This is a genomic window from Kribbella speibonae (assembly GCF_004331375.1).
Lineage (GTDB): Bacteria > Actinomycetota > Actinomycetes > Propionibacteriales > Kribbellaceae > Kribbella > Kribbella sindirgiensis.
This window is the reverse complement of sequence record NZ_SJKC01000001.1, coordinates 2,342,848-2,365,610: the sequence shown is the minus strand read 5'-3', so window position 1 is coordinate 2,365,610 and position 22,763 is coordinate 2,342,848. Positions and strand designations below refer to the sequence as shown.

Here is a 22,763-nt window from a genome sequence, read left to right as displayed (position 1 = left end):
CGGTCAGCTCCCGACCATGTAGATGGATCGCATGACCTCGCCGATCGTGGTGACGCCCGCCTCGGCGAGCCGGATGCCCTCCTCGGTCAGCGTGCGCATGCCTTCGTACCGGGCCACCTTGCGGATCTCGTCGTGCGCGGCCCGGTCGACGACCAGTTCGCGGATCGCGTCCGATACCGGCATCAGCTCGTAGACGCCGGTTCGCTCCAGGAACCCGGTGTGCGCGCAGAAGTTGCAGCCCGCGCCGCGGATGAACCCGTCGTCCGGCGCCCGTCCGCCGGCCGAGGCGAGGAACGCGAGCTCCTCGGCCTTCGGCTCGTAGTACTCACGGCAGTTGCTGCACACCCGGCGTACCAGACGCTGGGAGACCACAGCGGTCACCGAGGAGGCGATGAGGAACGTCTCGATGCCCATGTCCAGCAGGCGGTGCAGGGCGGTCGCGGCGTCGGTCGCGTGCAGCGACGAGAGGACGAAGTGGCCGGTCAGCGCGGACTGTACGGCGATCCGCGCGGTCTCGACGTCGCGGACCTCGCCGACCAGGATCACGTCGGGGTCCTGCCGCAGGATCGACCGCAGACCACCGGCGAACGTGATGCCGGCCGCCTCGTTGATCTGGATCTGGTTGATCGAGTCGAAGGTGTACTCGACCGGGTCCTCGATCGTCATGATGTTGCGCTCGGGACTGTTGATCTCCCCCAGCGACCCGTACAGCGTCGTGGTCTTGCCGCTGCCGGTCGGTCCGGCGCAGATGACCATGCCGTACGGCGCCCTGAGCAGACCCGAGTACCTGACGGCCATCTGGTCCGGCATCCCGAGCTGTTCGAGGCGGTACAGCGGACGGCTCTTGTCCAGCAACCGCAGGACGACCTTCTCCCCGCCGACCACCGCGGTCGCGGAGACCCGGATGTCGACGGGCCGGCCTTCGACGTCCATGCTGATCTGACCGTCCTGCGGGCGGCGACGCTCGACGATGTTGAGGTCGGCGAGGATCTTGATCCGGCTCACCACAGCGGGGCCGATCGACCCGGGCAGCTCGAGTACGTCGTGCAGCGCGCCGTCGATCCGGTAGCGCACCCGAACCCGGTCGCCGTGCGGTTCGATGTGCACGTCCGACGCGCGATCGCGCAACGCCTGGGTGATGACGAGCTGCACGACCTGCACCACGGGGGCGTCCTCGCTGGCGCCGGTCGACTCGTCACGGATGTCCTTGCGGACAGCATCGCGGGCCTCGAACACCTTGACCCGGTCGTCGATGCCCGTGAGCGCGCGGTACGCCGTACCGATCGCATGCAGCACGTCGGTCGGCGCAGCGACCTCGAGCGCGACCCGGCGTCCAAGTGCCGTCTGCAGTTCGTCGAGTACGGCCGGGTCGGCGACGGCCACGACGACGAGGTCATCGCGGAGCTCCAGCGGTACTGCGACCAGGGTGCGAGCGGTGCGTTCATCGAGCAGTGCGGCGGCGACCGGCTCCGGGCTCGTGGTGCGTAGGTCGGCCACGCCGAGGTTGTGCTGCTCTGCGAGGTGACGGGCGCGGGTGCGCTCGATGTGCAGGTCCTGTTCGGTGGCGGCCGGGATGATCTCCGGGCGCGGGTTCGGTGCGGCGTGCCTTGGTTCCGGCCGGTCGGCCTTGCGGAGCTTCATGCCGGCACCCCCGCCCGCAGTCGCGGCCTGGCCTCGATGTCCTTCGGGTAGAGGCTGCGCGCGACCGCGTCGTCGTACGTGACGACCCCGTTCTGCACAAGCGTCGACAGGGACTGTTCGAGAGTGAGCATGCCGTCGCGCTGACCGGTGACGACCGAGTTGCGCAGCTGATGCGTCTTGCCTTCCTTGATCAGGTTGCGTACCGCGGCGTCGGCGACCATCACCTCGTACGCCGCGACCAGGCCGCCGCCGATCCGGGGAACCAGCCGCTGGTACACCACACCGGTGAGTGCGGCGGCGAGCTGTACTCGTACCTGTGCCTGCTGCTCCGCGGGAAACACATCGATGATGCGGGCGAGCGACTGTGCGGTGTCGTTGGTGTGGAGGGTGGCGAAGACCAGGTGGCCGGTCTCGGCGATCGTGAGGGCGAACCGGATCGACTCCAGATCACGCATCTCACCGACCAGCAGTACGTCGGGATCCTCGCGGAGCGCCGAACGCAAAGCATCCGGGAAGCTCGCGGTGTCGCTGCCGACCTCGCGCTGGTTGACGGCGGAGAGCTTGTGGTCGTGGACGTACTCGATCGGGTCCTCGACCGTGATGATGTGACAGGCGCGATCGGTGTTGATCTGTCCGATCATCGCGGCCAGCGTCGTCGACTTGCCGGAGCCGGTCGGGCCGGTGACCAGGACGAGGCCCTGGTGTTTGCGGGCGAACTCGTACAGCACCGGTGGCAGGCCGAGCTCGTCCATCGTCGGGATCTGGCGCGGGATCATCCGGAGCGCCACCGCCGTGTCACCGCGCTGGGTGAACGCGTTCCCGCGGATCCGGGCCTCGTCGCGCCAGGAGAACGAGAAGTCGTGTTCGTGCTTGGTGTTCCAGTCCGCGGCCTGCTCGACGGTCAGGACCTCTGCGAGCAGGCTGTCGGTGTCGTCGCGGGTCAGTGGGTCCAGACCGTTGACGGAGTACAGACGCCCGTGGACGCGGACCTGTGGTGGCAAGCCCGCGGTCAGCAGCAGGTCGGTGCCGCCGGCGTTCCAGAGCTCTTCGAGCAGCAGGTCGACCCGGCTGCCACGAGCAAGACTGATCATGGTGCTTCTCCAGGTAGTCGGTAGTGCACGGCGAAAAGCCCGGTGAGGAAGGGCCTTGGGGAAACCCCTCCCCACCGGAGTCAGGCGATCAGCTGACGGTGCAGGCGCCGGTCGCCGTGACAGCGCCGGTCGAGCTGTAGGTGATCGTGTAGCCGTTAGTCGTCGACGGCTTCTCCTTCAGGAAGCCCTTGTCCGGCGTCGCCGAGACCAGGAGCTTGTCGATGTCCGCCGCGTACGCCCCGTACTTGGCGTAGTACGCCTCAGAGGCGATCTCGACGTTCTTGACATCGGCCTTGCAGGCGGACGCCTTGCCCGTGTCGGTGATGCCGCCGACGGCGAAGACGACGATGCCGGCGAGGACGCCCAGGATGACGATGACCATCAGGAGTTCGATCAGGGTGAAGCCGGACTGGTTTTTGCGGGCTTCGTGGATTCGGTTGAGCATGATGTGATTCGCTTTCTGTACAAGGGATTTGAATGGATGTGCGGAAGTGCTACGCGGAGGGCGGATCGCGGCTGCACCTCCCGTCGCTCGCACCCAGGGCATCGGCCAACCGGCGGACGGCCTGGCTGACGGGGTGGTCCGGGTAGCCGACGGTGATGGGTTCGCCCCGGTTGATCGAGGCGGGTACGTCGGTCCAGTTCGGCAACTGCAGCGTGATCGGGGCCCTGACCAAGTGGTCCACGTCCGCGGCGGTCAGATCCGCCCGGCTGTCCGACCGATTGACCACGACCGTCCGGTCGCCCGCGTCGTACAGGAGGTCGAGGACGTCGAGGGTCATCCGCAGGTTCTTCAGCGACGGCCGCTCCGGCGTCGCGACAAGCACCTGGTGGTCGGCCGCGTCCAGTGCCGCGAGTACCGACGCGTTGAACTGCGCCGGCGTGTCGACAACCACGTAGTCGTAGACACCCCGCAGTACCTGTAGAAGCTCGGCGACGAGCGTGTGCGGGATCTGCGCCGCGTCCCCGGGTCCAGTTGGCGCCAGCAGACAGTCCAGACCCGGCCGGAACGAGGCCATGAGGCCGACCGCCTGTTCGGCGGTCAGAGATCCTGCCCACGGCAGCGCGTCGTACAGGCTGCGCGCCGGACGCAGCCCGAGAAGGCAGGCGACGTCGCCGAACTGGAGGTCCAGATCGACCAGGCAGACGCGACGGGTGCCCAAGGCGCACAGGGCGACGGCCAGGTTCGTGGCGACGGTTGTCTTCCCGCTGCCGTCCTTGGCTGCGAACACTGTGATGATGCGCCCGTCCGGCATCTCGACACCCCCTGGCGCCACTCTGTGTCACCGCAATGCGCGTTGACTTCGCCTAAAGAGTGGCGGCGCAGCGGATTTCGTCACAGCGGGTGAACGGACGACAGAAGCTGTCGTTCGGTCGACACCCTGTCGTCCGAACGGCTGACAGGGTCACCCGAGGGCGGTGTGGAGGCGGAGGGCTACCTGGATGTCGAGGGCGCGGGCCGGGGTTTGCCAGCCGTCGCCTAGTAGGGCGGTGATTCGGTCGAGGCGTTGCTGGACCGTGTTGGGGTGAATGTGGAGTGAGGTGGCGGCTCGGGTCGGGCTTTGGCCGGCGGCGAAGTAGGCGTGGAGGGTGCCGATCAGGTCGGTGCCTCGCTGGGTGTCGTAGTCGAGGACCTTGCCGAGCACCTGGGACACGTGGCTGTGCACGTCGACTTCGGAGGCGCCGACCAGCCCAGCCACACCGAGGTCGTCGGGTGTGGCTGCTTCGCAGAGGCGGTTCAAGCGGACCATGGTGGTGACGAGGCGTGACGCCTGCCGGTGTGCCTCGACCAAGGGCTCTCCCCAAGTCGCAGGACCGGTGACAGCAATCGTTACCCCTGTGCGCTTGGCCAGCTCGGACAGGTCACGTGCGGTCGACACAGCGCTGGTACGAGCAAACAGCAGCACCAGGTCCCCGCCGTACGGACCGGACAGCACCAGTCTGTCTTCCAGTGGCGCGGAGAGCCGAGCGCGTACGGCGGTGTGGTCGCCACGGCACACTGCGACGACCAGGCGATCGTGCCGGTGGTTGGGCGCGAGTAACCGGAGCCGATCGGTGAGAGCGCGTGGATCGGCGCTTCCGCTCAGTACGTCGGCCAGCAGGTCGGCCTGTGCACGTTGGGATTGCTCAGCGGCCTGTCGGCGGAACAGCAGGACCAGTGCGGTCACAACGGCTGCTCGCTCGACGATGCGCTGGTCTGCGCCGGACAGGTCGTCAGCACCGCCGATGACCAGCGCACCGAGCCGCTCGCGCTTCGCGGTCGCCGCCACGACCCAGCAGTCGCCGATGCGAGTCAATCGACCGGACTCGGACTCCTGCCAGGGCACCGGCGTACCAGGGACGCTACCGGCCGCTGCCAGCTCGTTGCCGCTGGCATCGACCAGTACGACCCACATGTCGAGCAGCTCGGCCAGCGCGGCGGCGATGGCGTCCACATCCCCGCCGGACAACACGATCTCGGCAAACCGGTCATGGGCGGCGGCTGCGTGTTCGACGCCCGCGTGTGCGGCGGACAGCTGGTCCAACGCCGCAGCGGTCTCGGCCGCCGCCCGTACCTGCACCAGAGTCACTGCGGCCAGCGTGGCGAGTGAACCGAGCAGCGACACCTCGTCACGGCTGAACGGGCGTCGTGTCCGGTTGGACGCGAACAACACCCCCACGAAGGCGCCATCGACCACCAACGGCGTCCCGCAGATCGCCACCAGCCCCTCTTCGCCCACTGCGTCGTCGATGGGTGTGGTGTGCCGAAAGCGGTGGTCGGACGGGTAGTCCGCGGTCCAGTAAGGCTTGTAGGTCTCCGCGACCAGTCCGCCGAGTCCTGCGCCGAGGGGCAGCCGTAACTGCTGGAACGCCGCCGAGACGGAGCCGTCGGTGGCCCGCATGTACGTGTCGCCACGCGTCTCGTCGTACAGGGTGAGGTACGCGACGTCCGTGCCGACGAGTGTGCGGGCACGGTGGACGATGGTGTGCAGTACGCCGCCTGGGTCGCGGGCGGACGCCAACTCGCGCGCTACGTCGACCAGTGCGGACAGCTCGGCCTCACGCTTCTTGCTGGCGTCCATGCCGGCCCGGATCCGCAGGGCGAGGTCGCGTGCCACCGCGTCCTCGCCCGCCGCCCGGGCCAGCTCGCTCCCGGACGCATCCTCGGCCAGCAGCCGCAGAAGCTCCTCCATGGTCCTACAGCGTAGTGAGGTCCCGGCGATGTGTTTCGGAGTACGACGTCACCGCGACGATCGAGATGACCGCACAGGCCGCGACGTAGACAGCGATCGCGTACCCGGAGTCGTACGCCTTGAGTAGCGCGACCGCGATGAACGGCGCCAGACCGCCCGCGACGATCGACGCGAGCTGGTAGCCGACCGAGACACCGGAGTACCGCACCCGCGTCCCGAACAGCTCCGTGAAGAACGCGGCCTGCGGTCCGTACATCGCACCGTGCAGCACCAGACCGACCGTCACAGCGAGCGTCGCGAGGGCGAAGTTCTTCGTATCAACCAGCGCGATGAAGACGAACGCCCAGACGCCGACACCGACCGCACCGATGAGGTACACGGGCTTGCGGCCGATGCGATCCGACAGCGCGCCCCAGAGCGGAATGGCGAAGAAGTGCACGGCCGCGGCGATCAGTACGGCGTTCAGCGCGAACGACTTGCCCATACCGAGGTGTTCCTTCGCGTACGTCGCGATCACGATCGTGAAGATGTAGTAGCTGACGTTCTCCGCCATCCGCGCGCCCATCGCGGTCAGCACCTCACGTGGGTACCGGGTGAGGACCTCGAGGATGGGCAGCTTCTCCGCCGGGGCCTCCTTGGCGCGCGCCTCCTGGAACACCGGCGACTCCTCGATCCGCAGCCGCACCCACAGCCCCACCAGGACGAGCACTGCGGACAGGAGGAACGGGATACGCCAGCCCCACGAGTTGAACGCAGCGTCCGACTGGAACGCGGCCAGGCCAGCCAGTACGCCGTTTGCGATCAGCTGACCCGCTGGCGCACCAGCCTGCGGCCAGGACGCCCAGAAACCGCGCCGTGCCGGATCACCATGCTCCGACACGATCAGGACAGCCCCTCCCCACTCACCGCCCAGAGCGAAGCCCTGGATGAGTCGGAGCACTGTGAGCAGGATGGGGGCGAGCGCACCGACCTGTGCGTACGTCGGCAGCAGACCGATGGCGAACGTGGCGATACCCATCATGAGCAGTGAGAGCACCAGCAACTGCTTGCGGCCCAACCGGTCACCGAAGTGCCCGAACACGACGCCACCGATCGGACGGGCGAAGAAGCCGACCGCGAACGTGGCGAAGCTCAGCAGCGTTCCGGTGAGCTCCTCGCCTTTCGGGAAGAACAGGTCGCCGAACACCACCGATGCGGCGACCCCGTACAGGAAGAAGTCGTACCACTCGACCGTCGTACCGACGAGACTCGCGCCGACCACCCGGACGATCGAGCTCTTGGTGCGCACTGGTTCTGTAGCTGTCATTGGGCGGGCTCCTGAGTTAGTGGGCGGTCCAGCCGCCGTCGAGTACGAACGAGCTCCCCGTGATGGAGGCGGACGCGGGGCCGCACAGCATGGCCACCAGCTCCGCCACTTCGGCCGGTTCGATCAGCCGCTTCACCGCGACCGGCTCGAGCATGACCTTGTCCAGCACCTCTGACTCGGACAGGCCGTGTGTCGCGGCCTGGTCCGCCAGTTGCGCGGTAACCAGCGGAGTCCGGACGTACGCCGGGTTCACACAGTTGCTGGTCACACCGTGCGCCGCACCTTCCAGTGCGACGACCTTGCTGAGTCCTTCGAGCCCGTGCTTCGCAGCGACGTACGCGGCCTTGAAGGGACTGGCCCGGAGCCCGTGGACCGAGCTGATGTTCACCACACGGCCCCAGCCGGCGCCGTACATGTGTGGGAGCGTCTGGCGGATCAGCCGGAACGGTGCCTCGAGCATGAGCCGCAGGATGTAGCTGAACCGCTCTGGTGGGAACTGCTCGACCGGTGCGACCTGCTGAACCCCGGCATTGTTCACCAGGATGTCCACGTCCTTCGGGAGGTCAGACAGCCGCTCCAGGTCGGACAGGTCGGCCACGACCGTCTCAACGCCGTCCAGCGCGTCCAGACCGGCCTGGTCGAAGTCCACGGCCACCACGTGGACGCCGTCCGCGGCCAGGCGCTGGGCGCAGGCGGCGCCGATACCGGACGCGGCGCCGGTGACGAGGGCTCGACGGGTCTCCATGGCCGATGACTGTAGAAATCGGCGCACCGGCGCACTATGGGATACGGGCACACATCCGGGCACGGAAGCATGGCCCGACGAGCTACTTATCCACAACTGCGGCTATCAAAGCAGCGCGTCACGATAGGTGGACCTATTGTTGAAACATGGTCGATATCGAACAGCCGAAGAAGAAGGCCGCCGGCGTCCCCGCGGTGCTCTCGTCGTTCAAGTTCGGTTTCCGGGAGATGGGTCCCGCGCGGACCGGCAAGGTGTTCTTGAAGATGAACCAGGACGGCGGGTTCGACTGCCCGTCCTGCGCCTGGCCGGATCCTGACCACAAACGCAAGCACGCGGCCGAGTTCTGCGAGAACGGCGCGAAGGCGGTGGCCTGGGAGGCGACCCGCAAGCGGGTCCCGCGGGCGTTCTTCGCCGGGCACCCGGTCGAGGCGATGAACGAGATCTCGGAGTTCGACCTCGGCAAGCTCGGCCGGATCACCGAGCCGATGCTGCTCCGGGCCGGCGCGACCAACTACGAGCCGGTCGGCTGGGACGAGGCGTTCCAGGTCGTCGCCCGGCACCTCAAAGCCCTGGTCGACCCCGACGATGCCGTGTTCTACACCTCCGGCCGGACCAGCAACGAGGCCGCGTTCCTCTACCAGCTCTTCGTCCGCGCCTACGGCACCAACAACCTGCCCGACTGCTCGAACATGTGCCACGAATCGTCGGGTACGGCGCTGTCGCGGGTGATCGGCAGCGGGAAGGGCGCCGTCACCCTCGAGATGCTGGAAGAGGCCGAGCTGATCGTCGTGGTCGGCCAGAACCCGGGCACCAACGCGCCCCGGATGCTCAGCCATCTCGAGATCGCCAAGCGCAACGGCGGCGACATCGTCGCGGTCAACCCGCTGCCGGAGCCCGGCCTGATGAACTTCAAGAACCCGCAGACCGCGCGCGGCTGGGTCGGCAAGGGCACCAAGCTCGCCGACCAGCACCTGCAGATCCGGATCGGCGGCGACCAGGCGCTGTTCCTTGCCATCGGCCACCTTCTGCTCGAGGCCGAGGCGGAGCACCCGGGAACGGTGCTGGACAAGTCCTTCATCGACTCGCACACCAGTGGGTTCGAGCTCTACGCCAAGCACAACACCGAGCTCGACTGGCCCGCGGTCGAGCAGGCGACCGGGTTGCGGCGCGCCGAGATCGAGGAGCTCACCCAGCGGTTCATCAAGTCCAAGGCGACGGTGATCTGCTGGGCGATGGGCCTGACGCAGCACCGCGAGGCGGTCGCGACGATCAGCGAGATCGTCAACGTCCTGCTGCTGCAGGGCAATATCGGCAAGCCGGGCGCCGGCCCGTGCCCGGTGCGCGGCCACTCGAACGTGCAGGGCGACCGCAGCATGGGCATCTGGGAGAAGATGCCGGACGCGTTCCTGGACCGGCTCGATCACGAGTTCTCGTTCAGCTCTCCGCGGGCGCACGGCATCGACGCGGCGGAGACGGTGAAGCGGTTGCGGGACGGCGCCGTCCGCGTGTTCTTCGCGATGGGCGGGAACTTCGCGTCAGCGACGCCGGACACCGAGGTCGTGCATCGCGGGCTCCAGCAGTGCGACCTGACCGTGCACGTGTCCACCAAGCTCAACCGCTCGCACACGGTCACGGGCCGCGAGGCCCTGATCCTCCCCACGCTCGGGCGCACCGACCACGACCACACAGCAGCCGGTCCGCAGTCGGTTACGGTCGAGGACTCACAGGGCGCCGTACACCTCTCGACCGGGAACCTGATTCCCCCGGGTCCGGAGATGAAGTCGGAGATCGGCATCATCTGCGGGCTGGCGCAGGCCGTCGTACCTTCGGTCGGCGAGATTCCGTGGGCCGACTTCGCCGACGACTACAGCCTGATCCGGCAGCGGATCGGACGGGTGGCCGACGGGTACGAGGACTTCGAGGAGCGTCTGCGCGCCAACGAAGGCGGATTCCTGCTGGCGCACGCGGCGCGGGACAAGCGGGAGTTCAAGACGTCCGACGCGCGGGCGCAGTTCACGGCGAACGAGCTGACCTGGCTGCCGACCGAGCCCGGCCGGTTGCTGCTGCAGACGCTGCGCAGTCACGACCAGTTCAACACGACGATCTACGGCCTCGAGGACCGCTACCGCGGCATCCACGGGACCCGCGAGGTCGTCTTCGTGCACCCGGACGACCTGGCCGAGCTCGGCCTGCAGGACGGCGGGTACGTCGACATCGTGAGCGAATTCCAGGGCGTCGAACGGCGGGCCTCGCATTTCCGGCTGGTGTCGTACCCGACGGCTCGTGGTTGCGTGGCGGCGTACTACCCCGAGACCAACGTCCTGATGTCGGCCGACGACGTCGCGAAGGGCAGCAACACGCCGGTCGCCAAAGGCCTGACAGTCAGGCTGGAGCCACGCAGCTGAGGGCGTCAGCCCAACCAGGGGCCGACACCGTCCCATGCGTACTCGAGTTCATGGGCCGCCCCCGGATCCCGGAGCCGGGATGCGACCTGGGCGAGCGCTGCACGCATCCCCTCGATCCCGCCATGGGTGTCCAGCCTGCCGCCGAGCTCGCGGGCACGGGCCTCACCGGGACCGTCGTCGAGGTACTTCCCGGCATCGCCGATCTCCGTCAGTTCCTGAATGACGGCCTCGACGTCCAGGTCACCTGTCGGTTGCGACGCGTCGGTCACCATTCCTCCGATCCGGATCGAGCCGTCGCCTGACCCATGGTTGAAGTATCGCGAGTGCGAAGGCCACTGCGGCGGTTGTCAACCAGAGACCGTTGGGGCCTGCGGATTCGAGGAGCTGGGTGACGGTGACGGGGGCGATCGTGGTCGCGATGCCCCAGCTCAGGCCGAAGACCGCGAGGTAGCGGCCGCGGGCCTTCTCCGGCGCCAGGCCGGACGCCTGGGTGAGGTAACGCGTGAGCAGGAACAGCTCGCCGAGGCTCCACAGGATCGCTGCGAGCAGGAAGATTGCGAGGTTGTGCGCGAGGGCGACGACCACCAGGCCGACGCCGACGAGCACGTACCCGATCGCAATCGCGCGGAAGTCGTCCAACCGCTGCACGCGGAGTACGCGTTGAGCGGCGATCAGCGTGGCGGCGGAGACCGCGAGGATCAGGCCGGTGCCCGACTTTGGGAGTCCGTGCTCGAGCAGCGTGAGCGGTACGCCGATGATCAGCTGCATGTAGATCGTGGCGAAGACCGTGCCGCCCGCGAGGAGCAGTAGCAGCCGCCTGTCTCGCCAGACTGCGACGGGGCGATCCGCCGGGCGTTCCCGGCGTACGTCGGCCGGCAGCGCCAGCGCGACCAGTGCGGCGCAGGACAGGCAGGTGATCGCGTCGGCCACGAACAGCCAGCGGAGGTCCCAGTGGCTGATCGCGGCGGCGAGCAGACCTGCCAGCACGCCGGCCGCTGCCAGCGCCGCGCTGTACAAGCCGTAGGCGGCGGGGCGGTCCTCGGGCTCGGTGACGTCAGCGATCATCGCCTGGCTGGGCGGCTCGTAGATCTCGAACGCGAGCCCGAGCAGGACCGTTGCGAGGACCGCGGACCAGAGGGCGTGGCTGAGCGCGATCCACAGCTGGCCGATCGCGCAACCGACCAGACCGAGAACGATCGTCCGGCGGCGACCGAGGCGATCGGCCAGCTGACCGCCGAGCAGCCGGGACGGGATGGTCGCGACGCCGAAGACCGCGAGGATCAGGCCGACCTGATCGAGCGAGGCCTTGAACTCGACCGCGAGCACCACGCCGAGGAACGGGAGCGTGAACGCGCCGATCCGGTTCACCGCGCGCGCGACGACCAGGATCCACACCGCCCGGGAGAGCCCTCGTGCTGTGACAGCTACGTTCACCGCGAACTCCCATGACTGTCTAAGTGGTTATGATCGGTCACGCAAGCTCGAGCCTACGGAGGTATCGCGTGACTGGTCAAGTGTCTTTTGATAGTCATGCCCGGAGTGTGCTGGCGGCCTCGGTCGAGTACGTGAACCGGCTGACCCCCGGATACTCCGGCGGCCTCCCGTACGACGCTCCGCCCGACGAACCGGACGCGATCACGGCAGCCGTCGCCGAGGCGCTGACGGCGATCGGCCATCCGCCGAAGTCGGTCCCGGTCGATGACGCACGCCGGTTGAAGAGTCTCGCCGGCCGGATGCGGATCGTCTTCGAAGCCGCGAGCTCCGGCGATCTGGATGCGGCGGCGACGGAGATCAACGCGTTGCTGGTCGACACCAACGCACGCCCGCAGCTCGACCGCGGCAAGGACCGCCCGTGGAGCCTGCACTTCCACGGCCCCGACGAGCAACTCGCGAACGGCTGGGCCGCCGGCTGCGCGGCCGGTCTGGCACTCGCCGTCGGAAGCGACCTGGCCGGACGGCTAGGCGTGTGCGCGGCACCGCACTGCGACCGGGTCTTCGTCGACGTCTCGAAGAACGGTCAACGCCGCTTCTGCTCCCCCCAATGCCAAAGCCGCGTCAAGGCCGCAGCACACCGAGCCCGCCAGCAGACCGGATGAGGACCGGGTTGGCCGGATCCTCATTGTTCACGACCAGTTGAGCGCGTTCGGCCGGGCAGACCTGGGCGACGTACAGCTGCTCGCCCGGGATGTACCTGTTGCGGTAGCGCTCCTCGGCGGCCGCTAGCGAGTCCATCCAGGCTGCGTCACGGGCGGCTCCACGGCGGAGCACTGTCTCGAAGCTGACGTCGACGTAGATGCGCAGATCCCAGAACGCGTCGAGCTCCGGGCGCTGCAGGAATGCACCGTCAGCGACCAGGATCGCATCCGGCCCGGCAGTTCGAACAGGTGAGTCGAGGGCGATCCGGGCGTTGGCCTCACGAAGCCCAGCCGTGTACCGCCGATCACCACGCGGCCCCAGCGGCGCGAGCAACCGCTCGCGGATCGCGTCGTAGTCGTACATCTCGAAGTAGTAGCTCTCCGCCGACTCGATCGGATAGCCCGTCCGCAACTCCGGCGCCCGCTTGAAGTAGTCGAGCCCCGCCCGCAGCACCTCCCGATCCGACCGCCGCAGAAGCTCGGCCAGCTCATCGGCCAGCGTTGTCTTCCCGGCCGCCGAGCACCCGTCGATCCCCACCCGCACCGGGTGCTCCCGCCGAACTCCGAGCACGACCTCGGCCAACTCCCCCAGAACCGCCGCGCGATCTCCCATGGCAGCCATTCTCACCATGCCGGAGAGGATTGGCGAAAGGTTTCCGTCGAGCGCTTGCGTCAATTTGTTTGCTGGTCTCCGGTTGCTGGACCGAACACAAGGATCCCCGTACCGTTCACTCCGGGTAGGGGGGAAATACAAATGAAAGAATGCTTTTCTTGTGGTGCGGGCAATCGGCCCGGCGCCACGTACTGCGGCACGTGCGGAAAGCCGCTGCCGCCGGTCGAAGCCGATGTCGAGCCGGCCGCCGATTCACCGCCGTCGGACGCCACGCGCTATTTGTGCGCGGCCGTCCAGCTGAACAGCCAGTTCGCCGACCACGTGGTGCGCGACATTCTGGACGAAGAATTCAAGGCGCCGCCGGCGTCCCCGGACGTCGATCTGGTGCCGGTGATTCTGCACGCGATCGCCGCCCGGAAAAGGCACCTGGTCCGCGACGTCCTGCTGACGCTCCTGCTGGCCAGCGCGGTCTGGGGTGTTTACAGCCCGCGGTACGTCGTCGTTCTGCTGGCCCTCGCACTGTGCTGGGTGGTCGTCGTCGGCGAGACCTTGGTGGCGACGTACGGCGTGGTCGCCAACGACCTGCGTCCGGAACGGTTCGATCCGAAAGCCCTGTCGTCGAGCGATCCCGAGATCACCAGGCGGCTCGAGCAGGTCGCCACCGCCCGGCGCGGCAACGTGACCGTCTACAGCGCGTACGAGCCCTTCGTCGGAAGCGGCGTACTGGTCAAGGCCGAGTCCTTCACGCTGAACACCAAGCGGGCAGCCGAGGGACGCGACGCCGAGTCGTTCACCGCGCTGGAGATCCACGACTTCGTCAAGCGGAAGCTGTGTGACCTGCGGACCGGCCAGGTCGCGTTGTCCGACCGCGTGTTCGTCGACGGTCGCGACATCCGCGACGACCGCCGGTTCCTGCCGGATCGGCTGGCCGTGCCGAAGGCGAAGGTCGACCGATCGCTGGTCCGCAGCCTGATCGTCGAGCCCGAGGACCGGGCGCGCTCGTACCTCACCGTCCAGATCAGCGGTTGGCGTGGCCAGGTGGTCGTCTCGACGTTCCTGCGCTTCGTCGTCACGCCGCACGGTCTGGTCTACGAGGTCACGCACTGCGTCCTCCCGCCGGTACGCGACGAGTTCCAGGAAGTGGACAGGCTGCTGCCGGAGCCCACCGCGCGTCAGGCGATCCGGATCGGCGGGCGCGCAGTACGACGTACGCCGGGACACGTGGTGCGTGCTCCGTTCGCGGTCGTGGCCCACCTGCTCGGCCCGGTGACGGCGGCCCGTCAGCGGAGCAGGCAACGGCGCGAGATCGTCAGCTCGCTCCGGTTCGACTACGGCAGCGCCAGAAGTCCGCGCGAGACGGTCAGCGATCGCTCGTTCCAGCGGTACTTCCAGCAACTCGACGGCGCCTTGTACATCAAGGTGATCGAGGAGCGGATGCTCCAGGCCGTGGAGCAGTTCTTCGAGGCCAAGGGCATCGACACCGCCGAGCTGACGCAACGGCAGACGGTGATCCAGAACAACGGCGTACTCGTCACGACGGGCGGGTCCATCACCGCCGGCAGCGTCGCAGCGGGGACCGGCGCACGCGCGACGGCCGCGCTCCGCAAGGCGGCCAAGGCCGCCCGGCAAGGCGTCAACGAGGCAACGGGAAGGAACTGAGAATCGATGGAGAAGAACGACGGAATCCGGATCTCCGGCGGACACGTCTCGGTCGGCGCGATGGCCGCCGGCGACGGCGCGACAGCGACGAACATCTCGGCGGTATCCGCCGGTTCGCTGGCCGACGCGCGGACCGAGATGGCTCAGCTCCTAGAACTGTTGCGGACACATTCGGAGCGGTTGGACCGCCCCGAGGAAGCCATCGCGGTGGCGGAACTCGCCGAGCGTGAATTGTCCAAGGAGAAGCCCGACAAGACATCCGTACTTCGGCTGCTGGAACTGATCGCGTCCGGAGCGAAATCGATCGCGTCGATCGGTGGCGCGGTCACCGCCGTACAGCAGGCAGTCTCTGCGATCTTCTGAAACGTCTGGGGGGACGAAATTGCTATCTGTGTATTGCACAACTTGTGGGACGCGCCAGGCAGAGGGGGCCAAGTACTGCTCGCGGTGCGAGGCAGCACTCGAGGACGGCGCTGCCGCCTCGCGGAACGCGCGTGGTTCCGGTCCGCTCGGCTACGGACCGGGGTGGTTCGTCGGAGCCACCGTCGTGCTCGCCGCGATCGTGACGGGGGCGATCCTCGGCGGCGACGCACTCATCACGCGGTCCGTGGCAGCGCCCGACATACCCAGCTACAACCAGCGGCTGACGCCTGACGGCTACGTCACGACCGGTCCTGTCGAGCCCGAGGAGGCCCCGAGCGAGACCTGGACTCCAGCGCCGACGGAGGACGAGACAACCACGACCCCGACCGAGTCGACCGAGCCGGCTGCGCCGTCCGTTCCGGCCGTGGGGAACGAACTCGTCGCCGTGACGACGGAGGCAGCACAAGACGCGTCCGCGGCGGCCGTCGTCGAGGTGCTGACGGCCTACTTCACGGCCATCAACAACCGCGACTACGACGCCTACCAGGCGCAACACACCCGCGCAGCACGGGCAGCCATGACCCGGAAGCAGTTCACTTCCGGCTTCCGCTCCACCGTGGACACCGAGATCACGGTGACCGGGCTGAGCATCGCGCGCGACGGGCGGCTGGTGGCTGAGGTGTCCTTCGTCAGTCAGCAGAACGCGGAGGACGGACCGGACGGTCAGACCTGCACGCGCTGGACCGTCGGCAAGTTCTTCGAGGGCCAGGGCACGAACCTTCGGATCGGCAAGGCGCTGTCGGGCAGCAGCAGACACGAAGCTTGCTGATTGCAGTACGACGCCCCACCCGAACGAGTTTCGGGTGGGGCGTCACTGGGTTGTTCAGCCGACGGGGGTCAGCTCGCGCTCCTCCTCGGGGGCCGGCGGGGTCGGGGTGGCGTGCTTGGCGGTGTTGCCACGGAGCCACTTGGGGGCCCACCAGTTGGCGTCGCCCAGCAGGGTCATGATGCTGGGGAGGACCACGGCGCGGATGATCGTGGCGTCGATCAGGATCGCGACCGCCAGGCCGACGCCCAACTGCTTCATGTCCAGGGTGCTCAGGGTGGCGAAGACCGCGAAGACGCCGATCATCACCGCCGCCGCGCTGGTCACCACGCCGGCCGAGCCGGTGATGCCTTCGGCCACCGCCTGCTTGGTCGGTACGCCGCGCAGCACCGCCTCGCGGATCCGGCTGACCACGAACACGTGGTAGTCCATCGACAGGCCGAACAGCACCACGAAGAGGAACAGCGGCAGCCAGCTGACGACCGCGCCGTTCGACCGGAAGTCCAGCAGGCCTTCGGCCCAGGTGTTCTGGAAGACCGCGGTGACGACGCCGTACGCCGCGCCCGCGCTCAGCAGGTTGAGCCCGATCGCCGTGATCGCGACGACCACCGACCGGAACGTCACCATCATGACGATCATCGTCAGCAGCAGCACGAACCCGATCACCAGCGGCAGCTTGTCCCGCGTGTGGGCCGCGTAGTCGACGTCCGCGGCCACGAACCCACCGACCGCGTACTCGACTCCCGGCACCTTGCCGACCGTCTCCGGCATCAGCTCCTTGCGCAGCTTGGACAGCGAGTCCCGCGCCTGGTCACTACCGCCCTCGTACGGCGTGGCGACCTCGAGCGTCGCGACCGTGCCGTCCTTGGAGAACCGCGGCTCCTCGAGACCGTCCGACGCGTACAGGTTGTCGCCCTTGGTCCGCTGCATCAGCTCGGCCAGCGCGGCCTTCACCGCGGGCTGCTGGTTTGCAGGCGCCCGTACGGCGACCTCGTGGCTGGTGCCCGTGCTGGGGAACGCGGCCGTCAGCCGGTCGTACGCCTTCATCACCGAGGTCGTCCGCGGCAGATCCTCCGTCCCCGGGAACTTCAGCGTCATCCCCAGCGCCGGCGACGCGACCGCGAGCAGTGCGGTGACGGCGACCAGCAGCGTCGCGATCGGGTGCTTCAGGGCCGGCTTGAGGACCATCGGCCAGAACCGCGGCTCCTTGTTGCCCGCCGTCAGCCGCCAGACCAGCGGGATCCGCGGCTTGTCCACCCAGCGCCCGAGCTTCGCCAGCACGGCCGGCAGCACGGTCAGCGAACCGACGACGGCCACCGCGACGACCAGGATCGAGCCGACCGCGAAGGACGAGAACACCGCGTCGCGGGCCAGGAACAGACCCGCCATCGAGATGATGACCGCCGTACCCGAGACGACGACCGCGTGGCCCGAGGTCGCTGCCGCGATCTCGACCGCGTCGACGTGGCCGCGGCCCTTGGCACGTTCCTCACGTTCGCGGCGCAGGTAGAACAGCGAGTAGTCGACGCCGACCGCCATACCGATCAGCAGGATCACGCTGTTGACCGCGTCCACCGCCGGGACCAGTTGCGAAGCCGCCGCCGACAGGCCGATCGCGGCCGCCACCGCGGACAGCGCGAGCACCAGCGGGACGGATGCGGCGATCAGCGCGCCGAACGCGATCAAGAGGATCGCCAGCGTCACCGGCAGGCTGAACATCTCGGCCCGTTTGAAGTCCTTGCCCAGCGTCTCGTTCAGCGCCTTGCCGATCGACAGCCCGCCGACCTCCTCGATCCGCAGGTCCGGGTACTGCTGCTGGACCTTGGCGGTCGTGTCGAGCAGCGGCTGGACCCTGGCGTCGTCGTCCGAGCCCTCCGGCACGTCCTCCATCGTCACCCGGACGATCACCGCGTCGTTCTTCGGCGACGGCATCGGCTGTCCGACCTCCGCGACCCCACCGAGGGCGCGCATCTGCTGGATCACCACCGCCGCGGCCTGGTTGGCCTTGGTGTGGTCGAGCTGTCCGGACGGAGCCGTGATCAGCACGCTCTCGACATCCGGGTCGTCGAAGTTACCGGACTTGACGATGTCGTCCGCCCGGGTCACCTCACCGATGTCACCCTCGTTCTTCGACTCCTTGGTCCCGGTCACCTGCCCGAGCGCGAAACAGGCGATCACGACGACAACCCACATCGCGATCGCCCGCCACGGATGGGTAGCGCTCCAGCGCGCCGCCCGGACCGTGATCTGTCCCCTGGCCATACGTTCCCTGCCCCTCTGCGCACCCACCGGCGCCCCACCCAGCGCTCCCTGGCGTAACGCTGGCTACGGGAAGAAGCCTGGCTGCCGCGGACCGGTCGCGACCATGCAGGAAGCCCCCCACCTCCCCCTGAGGAAAACCCCACCCCACCCTTTCCCGTACGCCGTACGCACCCCGGCCGCCCCCCTCGAACCAACCCACTTTGAGCACCCACCAACCGTTTCCGCCCGCCGCAAACGGTTGGTAGGAGCCCAAAGTCGAACCGACGCGCGGGCGGCACGGCGACCCGCGCGACTTTGTGCATCTCTTCCGTATGCGGCACGCCGATCCGTGCGGACTGGGTGCACAAAGTCGAGCGAATGAGCGCGCGGGTCGGGCTGGGCCGGGGTTGGGCGAGCTGGGCGCGGTGTGGGGTGGCTCAGAAGTCGTCGAGGTCGAGCGACGACGCTGCTGAGACACCCTCCAGGTACCCCTCGGCGCGCTCGGCCTTCGGGTACCGGTGGACGAGGTCCCAGAAGGTCGCGTTGTGGGTCGGCTCGATCAGATGAGCGAGCTCGTGGACCAGGACGTAGTCGACGACCCAGGCCGGCATCGACTGCAAACGGGTCGACAAACGGATCGATCGGTCCGCCGGAGTGCAGGATCCCCACCGTCTGTTTTGGTTCGAAACCCACCTCACTGACGCAGGTTCGGGCACTTCCGGGAGGTGGCGACACGCGAGTTCGTGTGCTCTGGCCAACAATTTTTCGTCCGACACGCGCGATCGGCTGCGCTGCTTCTCGAGGCGCGCCAGCATGGTCTCGACCCAGCGCGCCTCCTCGGCGGCGGACAGCCGGTCGGGCATCAGCACGACCACCCGGTCACCGTCCCGGTACGCGCTGACCGTGCGCTTGCGGCGCTTGCTGCGACGGATGTCCACGTGAGGCGGGATCGGGCGCGGTGGAGAGTCGGCCATGGCTCAAAAATGTACCCCCCGAATCCGACAACTTTCTTCGGTCCACATCCTGTGCATCGACGTTTCCGCAGGTCAGATGCCAGATCTTGACCCCTGCGACCCTGGTTGTTCACATCCTGTTCCCCCGCCCGTCCACAGTGCCCGGCGGCGCGTCCCACAGGTTGCGCACAGGGTTATCCACAGGGGTGGACAACCCGGGCTTGCCACCGCCGCCGGTACCTCCTAGCGTCATCGGCAACAGGCTCCCGGACCGCCTCCGGGGCCGCTCGGAGGGGAAGCCGAGTGGTCGCGGAGGCGGATCACCGGGAGCCTGTTCCGCGCCGGCAAAAGTTTCGGTAAGGGCTTTCCTCGGGGGAATCACGCGGCACGCGGACCAGCAGGTGCGCTTGAGCCTGCGCCAGGAGGCCGTAGGGTGAATCCCGACTGGGCCGAACGGCCTACGGCAGGACGGTCTGCCGTTAGCATCCAACGACTGCCCGGGGCGAGACCCCGGGCTGGAATTCAGAGCAAGGAGAGGGCCCTCATGGCAGAGACCTGGAGCGGCGAGTTTTACTGCGTCAAGTGCAAGGCCAAGCGCACCGCCGACGGCGAGGTCAAGGTCAACGACAAGGGCACGCGCATGGCCAAGGCCAAGTGCCCCGAGTGCGGTACGAACCTGAACCGGATCCTCGGCAAGGCCTGACGCACCAGCACCAAGTCGTCGTAGAGGCGGTGTCCGGCACGTTGCGCGTGCCGGACACCGCCTCTCGTCGTACCCGGAGTCGTCGCCGCTTGGGTGACCGGACAGAATGGGATTGTGTCGGACCTTCCTCGTAAGGCGCTGAGCCGGACCGCGAAACTTGCCAGCCTGCCGCTCGGCGCCGCCGGGCGGGCGACGGTCGGCCTGGGCAAGCGCATCGGCGGCGCGCCCGCGGAGGCCGTGTACGCCGAGTTCCAGCGCCGTACGGCGGACCAGTTGTTCGCCGTCCTGGGTGAGCTCAAGGGCGGCGCGATGAAGTTCGGGCAGATGCTCAGCCTGATGGAGTCCGCGATGCCGGAGGAGCTCGCGGCACCGTACCGGGCGACCCTGACCAAGCTGCAGGACTCCGCCCCGCCGATGCCGGCGGCGACCGTGGACACGATCCTCAGCCGTGAGCTCGGCAGGCGCTGGCGGGACCGTTTCGACGAGTTCGGCGAGGTGCCCGCGGCCGCGGCGTCGATCGGCCAGGTGCACCGCGGACGGCTGAAGGACGGCCGTGAGGTCGCGGTCAAGTTGCAGTACCCGGGCGCCGCGGAGGCGCTGCGCGCAGACTTGCGCCAACTGGGCCGGTTCGCGCGGACGATCGGGACCCTGATCCCCGGCTTGGACGTGAAGCCGCTGATCGCCGAGCTCCAGGAGCGGATCGGCGAGGAACTCGACTACGACCGCGAGGCGCAGGCCCAGCAGCAGTACGCCGACGCGTTCAAGGACCACCCGGAGTTCGTGGTCCCGCGGGTCGTCAAGCACTCCCCCGCGGTGATCGTGTCCGAGTGGATCGAGGGCCGGCCGCTGTCGTCGTACATCACCGACGGCACGCCGGAGGAGCGGGACGCGATCGGGCTGAAGTACGTCCGGTTCATGTTCAGCGGGCCGAAGTACGCCGGTCTGCTGCACTCCGACCCGCACCCGGGGAACTTCCGGGTGCTGCCCGACGGCCGGCTCGGTGTCGTCGACTTCGGGCTCTGCGCGCGGCTCCCGGACGGCCTGCCGCCGGCGATCGGGCGGCTGCTGCGGATCTCGCTGAAGGGTGACGGCCTCGCGGTCCGCGACGGGCTCAAGGCCGAGGGCTTCATCAAGCCGCGGATGGAGATCGACCCGGATCAGCTGATGGACTACCTCGCGCCGTTCGCGGAACCGGCCCGCGAGGAGACCTTCCAGTTCAGCCGGGACTGGATGCGCGCGCAGGCGAACCGGACCGGCGACTTCCGGTCCCCCAACGCGTCGCTCGCTCTGCGCCTCAACATGCCGCCGTCGTACCTGCTGATCCACCGCGTCTGGATCGGCGGCATGGCCGTCCTGTCCCAGCTCGAGGCCGAGGCGCCGTTCCGGTCGGTCCTGGAGGAGCTGCTGCCCGGCTTCAGCGACGACTGAGCGCGGGCAGCGCGCGCAGGGTGACCGCCAGCAGGATCGCCATCCCGGCCAGCGCCACAGCGGTGATCCCGGCAGCCACGTGGAGCCCTGACGTGAACGCGTCGCGGGCCTGCTCCAGTACGTCGGCCGGCGCGCCTTGGCTGACCGCCTCGCCCAGCGAGTTGCCGCCGCGACCGTCGGTACGGCTGCGGTAGACGGCGGTGACCACGCTGCCGAGGACGGCGATACCGAGGGAGTACCCGAACTCGTTGCCGGTCTGGGTCAGCGCACCGGCCGACCCGGCCTTCTCCGGCGGGACCGACCCGATGACCAGGTTCGTCCCCAGAATGACCAGCGCGCCCGGCCCGAGGCACTGCACCGCGAAGGCGATCACCAGAACCGTGGTCGACGTCGTCAGGCTGACCACGGCCATGCCGGCCACCGTGAACGCGACACCGGCCGGGATCAGGATGCCCGGACGGATCCGCTGCGCCAGCCGCGGCGCGAGCTGGAAACCGATCGTCGACGTGATCATGCCCGGGACCAGCGCCACACCGGCGTCGAGCGGGCTCATCCCCTTGACCAGCTGGAAGTACTGCGCGACGAAGACCATCACACCACCGGACAGCATCGAGAACGCCGTCATGCTGCCGAGCGTGACGCTGAAGGTCCGCCGGGTGAACAGCCGCACGTCCACCAGCGGGTCGTCGAGCCGGCGCTGACGCCGTACGAAGATCCAGCCGAAGGCGCCGCCGATCAGCAGGGCCCCGACGGACTGGGCGCCGGCGCCGTGCGAGGCGAGGTGCTTCAGGCCGTGGATGGCCGGCAGGATCGCGGCCAGCGACAGCAGGACGCTCGGTACGTCGATCCGCCCGGCCTGCTCGTTGCGGTACTCCGGGAGAATGAACGGCCCGGCCGCGAGCAGAACCACCATCGCCGGGACGCCGATCAGGAAGGCCGAGCCCCACCAGAAGTGGTTGAGCAGCACGCCGCCCACGATCGGTCCGACGATCGCGCCGACGGTGAAGCAGCCGCCCCAGACACCGAGCGCCGTGGCCCGCCGGCGCTCGTCCGGGAACAGCGTGGAGATCAGCGACAGCGTGCACGGTGCGATCGCCGCGCCGGCGATCCCCAGCACCGCGCGGGCGCCGATCAGCATGCCGGGACTGACCGAGTACGCCGCCACGATCGAGGCGACCCCGAACACGGCCGCGGCGATCAGGAGCAGCCGGCGGCGACCGAGGCGGTCCCCCAGGCTGCCCATCGTGATCATCAGACCGGCGACCATGAACCCGTACACGTCGAGGATCCACAGCTGCTGGCTGCCGGTGGCCCCGAGCGCCTCGGTGACGGCCGGCACGGCGAGCAGCATCACGAACAGGTCCAGCGACACGAGCAGCGAGGCGAGGCACAGCACGCTCAGCGCGATCCACTGCCGCTTGCCGGCGGTCACGGGGTCCGCCACGAGGCTGAGGGTCATGATCCGGGGTCCTTTCACAGGA

At 68.4% G+C, this 22,763-nt stretch carries 20 protein-coding genes; 7 read left to right on the top strand and 13 right to left on the bottom strand.

The genetic code is table 11. The annotated features are described in order from the left end of the window. Positions 1 to 3: 3 nt before the first annotated feature. The 7 genes from E0H92_RS11945 to E0H92_RS11915 all read right to left on the bottom strand — a co-directional run bounded on the left by E0H92_RS11945 (position 4) and on the right by E0H92_RS11915 (position 7,956). Positions 4 to 1,641 carry a GspE/PulE family protein gene (locus E0H92_RS11945; RefSeq protein ID WP_131496240.1) on the bottom strand — a complete coding sequence of 546 codons (1,638 nt, stop codon included), beginning with the start codon at positions 1,639 to 1,641 and terminating at the stop codon, positions 4 to 6. Further along, positions 1,638 to 2,732: a type IV pilus twitching motility protein PilT gene (locus tag E0H92_RS11940; RefSeq protein ID WP_131496239.1), complete on the bottom strand. Its 1,095-nt coding sequence runs from the start codon at positions 2,730 to 2,732 to the stop codon at positions 1,638 to 1,640. Before E0H92_RS11940 ends, E0H92_RS11945 begins: the two co-directional genes overlap by 4 nt. 88 nt (positions 2,733 to 2,820) lie before the next feature. After that, on the bottom strand, positions 2,821 to 3,177 hold the full coding sequence (locus E0H92_RS11935) for a prepilin-type N-terminal cleavage/methylation domain-containing protein (protein ID WP_131496238.1): 357 nt from the start codon (positions 3,175 to 3,177) through the stop codon (positions 2,821 to 2,823). A 49-nt stretch (positions 3,178 to 3,226) separates the two neighbouring features. Continuing rightward, positions 3,227 to 3,988 (bottom strand): CpaE/TadZ family protein, encoded by a 762-nt coding sequence (locus tag E0H92_RS11930; protein WP_131496237.1) that lies wholly within the window; start codon positions 3,986 to 3,988, stop codon positions 3,227 to 3,229. 150 nt (positions 3,989 to 4,138) lie between these two features. Then, the gene (locus E0H92_RS11925; protein WP_131496236.1) at positions 4,139 to 5,905 is read right to left on the bottom strand and encodes a helix-turn-helix domain-containing protein; all 1,767 of its coding nucleotides are present in this window, start codon (positions 5,903 to 5,905) and stop codon (positions 4,139 to 4,141) included. A 4-nt stretch (positions 5,906 to 5,909) separates the two neighbouring features. Further along, entirely contained in the window at positions 5,910 to 7,211 is a 1,302-nt protein-coding gene (locus E0H92_RS11920; RefSeq protein WP_131496235.1) for an MFS transporter, read from the bottom strand. Positions 7,212 to 7,227: 16 nt separating this feature from the next. Further along, the gene (locus tag E0H92_RS11915; RefSeq protein ID WP_131496234.1) at positions 7,228 to 7,956 is read right to left on the bottom strand and encodes a 3-hydroxybutyrate dehydrogenase; all 729 of its coding nucleotides are present in this window, start codon (positions 7,954 to 7,956) and stop codon (positions 7,228 to 7,230) included. A gap of 146 nt (positions 7,957 to 8,102) precedes the next feature. Between E0H92_RS11915 and E0H92_RS11910 the strand changes: the two genes are divergently transcribed. Further along, positions 8,103 to 10,361 carry an FdhF/YdeP family oxidoreductase gene (locus tag E0H92_RS11910; RefSeq protein WP_131496233.1) on the top strand — a complete coding sequence of 753 codons (2,259 nt, stop codon included), beginning with the start codon at positions 8,103 to 8,105 and terminating at the stop codon, positions 10,359 to 10,361. A gap of 5 nt (positions 10,362 to 10,366) precedes the next feature. Here E0H92_RS11910 and E0H92_RS11905 read toward each other — a convergent pair whose 3' ends face one another. Further along, complete coding sequence (locus E0H92_RS11905; RefSeq protein WP_131496232.1) at positions 10,367 to 10,630, bottom strand: hypothetical protein; 264 nt, start codon at positions 10,628 to 10,630, stop codon at positions 10,367 to 10,369. Further along, on the bottom strand, positions 10,602 to 11,795 hold the full coding sequence (locus tag E0H92_RS11900) for an MFS transporter (RefSeq protein WP_238173384.1): 1,194 nt from the start codon (positions 11,793 to 11,795) through the stop codon (positions 10,602 to 10,604). The genes E0H92_RS11905 and E0H92_RS11900 overlap by 29 nt, the downstream gene beginning before the upstream one ends. 68 nt (positions 11,796 to 11,863) lie before the next feature. Between E0H92_RS11900 and E0H92_RS11895 the strand changes: the two genes are divergently transcribed. Then, on the top strand, positions 11,864 to 12,457 hold the full coding sequence (locus tag E0H92_RS11895) for a CGNR zinc finger domain-containing protein (RefSeq protein WP_131496231.1): 594 nt from the start codon (positions 11,864 to 11,866) through the stop codon (positions 12,455 to 12,457). Here E0H92_RS11895 and E0H92_RS11890 read toward each other — a convergent pair. Beyond that, positions 12,417 to 13,109 carry a nucleoside/nucleotide kinase family protein gene (locus E0H92_RS11890; protein WP_131496230.1) on the bottom strand — a complete coding sequence of 231 codons (693 nt, stop codon included), beginning with the start codon at positions 13,107 to 13,109 and terminating at the stop codon, positions 12,417 to 12,419. The genes E0H92_RS11895 and E0H92_RS11890 overlap by 41 nt on opposite strands. Before the next feature lie 141 nt (positions 13,110 to 13,250). On the opposite strand from E0H92_RS11890, the gene E0H92_RS11885 reads away from it, so the two are divergent. From E0H92_RS11885 to E0H92_RS11875, 3 genes are read left to right on the top strand one after another with little or no spacing between them, the layout of a single operon-like run. Beyond that, the gene (locus E0H92_RS11885) at positions 13,251 to 14,768 is read left to right on the top strand and encodes a zinc ribbon domain-containing protein (protein WP_131496229.1); all 1,518 of its coding nucleotides are present in this window, start codon (positions 13,251 to 13,253) and stop codon (positions 14,766 to 14,768) included. A gap of 6 nt (positions 14,769 to 14,774) precedes the next feature. After that, positions 14,775 to 15,131, top strand: a complete 357-nt coding sequence (locus tag E0H92_RS11880) for a hypothetical protein (RefSeq protein ID WP_131496228.1) — start codon at positions 14,775 to 14,777, stop codon at positions 15,129 to 15,131. A 28-nt stretch (positions 15,132 to 15,159) separates the two neighbouring features. Beyond that, complete coding sequence (locus tag E0H92_RS11875) at positions 15,160 to 15,960, top strand: hypothetical protein (RefSeq protein WP_131496227.1); 801 nt, start codon at positions 15,160 to 15,162, stop codon at positions 15,958 to 15,960. A gap of 54 nt (positions 15,961 to 16,014) precedes the next feature. Here E0H92_RS11875 and E0H92_RS11870 read toward each other — a convergent pair whose 3' ends face one another. Both E0H92_RS11870 and E0H92_RS11865 read right to left on the bottom strand, forming a co-directional pair. After that, a complete protein-coding gene (locus tag E0H92_RS11870) occupies positions 16,015 to 18,219 on the bottom strand; it encodes an MMPL family transporter (RefSeq protein ID WP_131467417.1) in 2,205 nt (734 codons plus the stop codon). A gap of 416 nt (positions 18,220 to 18,635) precedes the next feature. Then, positions 18,636 to 19,013, bottom strand: a complete 378-nt coding sequence (locus E0H92_RS11865) for a M48 metallopeptidase family protein (protein ID WP_337590466.1) — start codon at positions 19,011 to 19,013, stop codon at positions 18,636 to 18,638. Positions 19,014 to 19,695: 682 nt separating this feature from the next. Here E0H92_RS11865 and E0H92_RS44110 point away from each other — a divergent pair. Together E0H92_RS44110 and E0H92_RS11860 are read left to right on the top strand one after the other, a co-directional pair. Further along, on the top strand, positions 19,696 to 19,854 hold the full coding sequence (locus E0H92_RS44110; RefSeq protein WP_012922897.1) for a DUF5679 domain-containing protein: 159 nt from the start codon (positions 19,696 to 19,698) through the stop codon (positions 19,852 to 19,854). A gap of 114 nt (positions 19,855 to 19,968) precedes the next feature. Next, entirely contained in the window at positions 19,969 to 21,282 is a 1,314-nt protein-coding gene (locus E0H92_RS11860) for an ABC1 kinase family protein (protein ID WP_131496226.1), read from the top strand. Here E0H92_RS11860 and E0H92_RS11855 read toward each other — a convergent pair. After that, positions 21,269 to 22,741: an MFS transporter gene (locus E0H92_RS11855; protein WP_131496225.1), complete on the bottom strand. Its 1,473-nt coding sequence runs from the start codon at positions 22,739 to 22,741 to the stop codon at positions 21,269 to 21,271. The genes E0H92_RS11860 and E0H92_RS11855 overlap by 14 nt on opposite strands. Between the last annotated feature and the right edge of the window lie 22 nt (positions 22,742 to 22,763).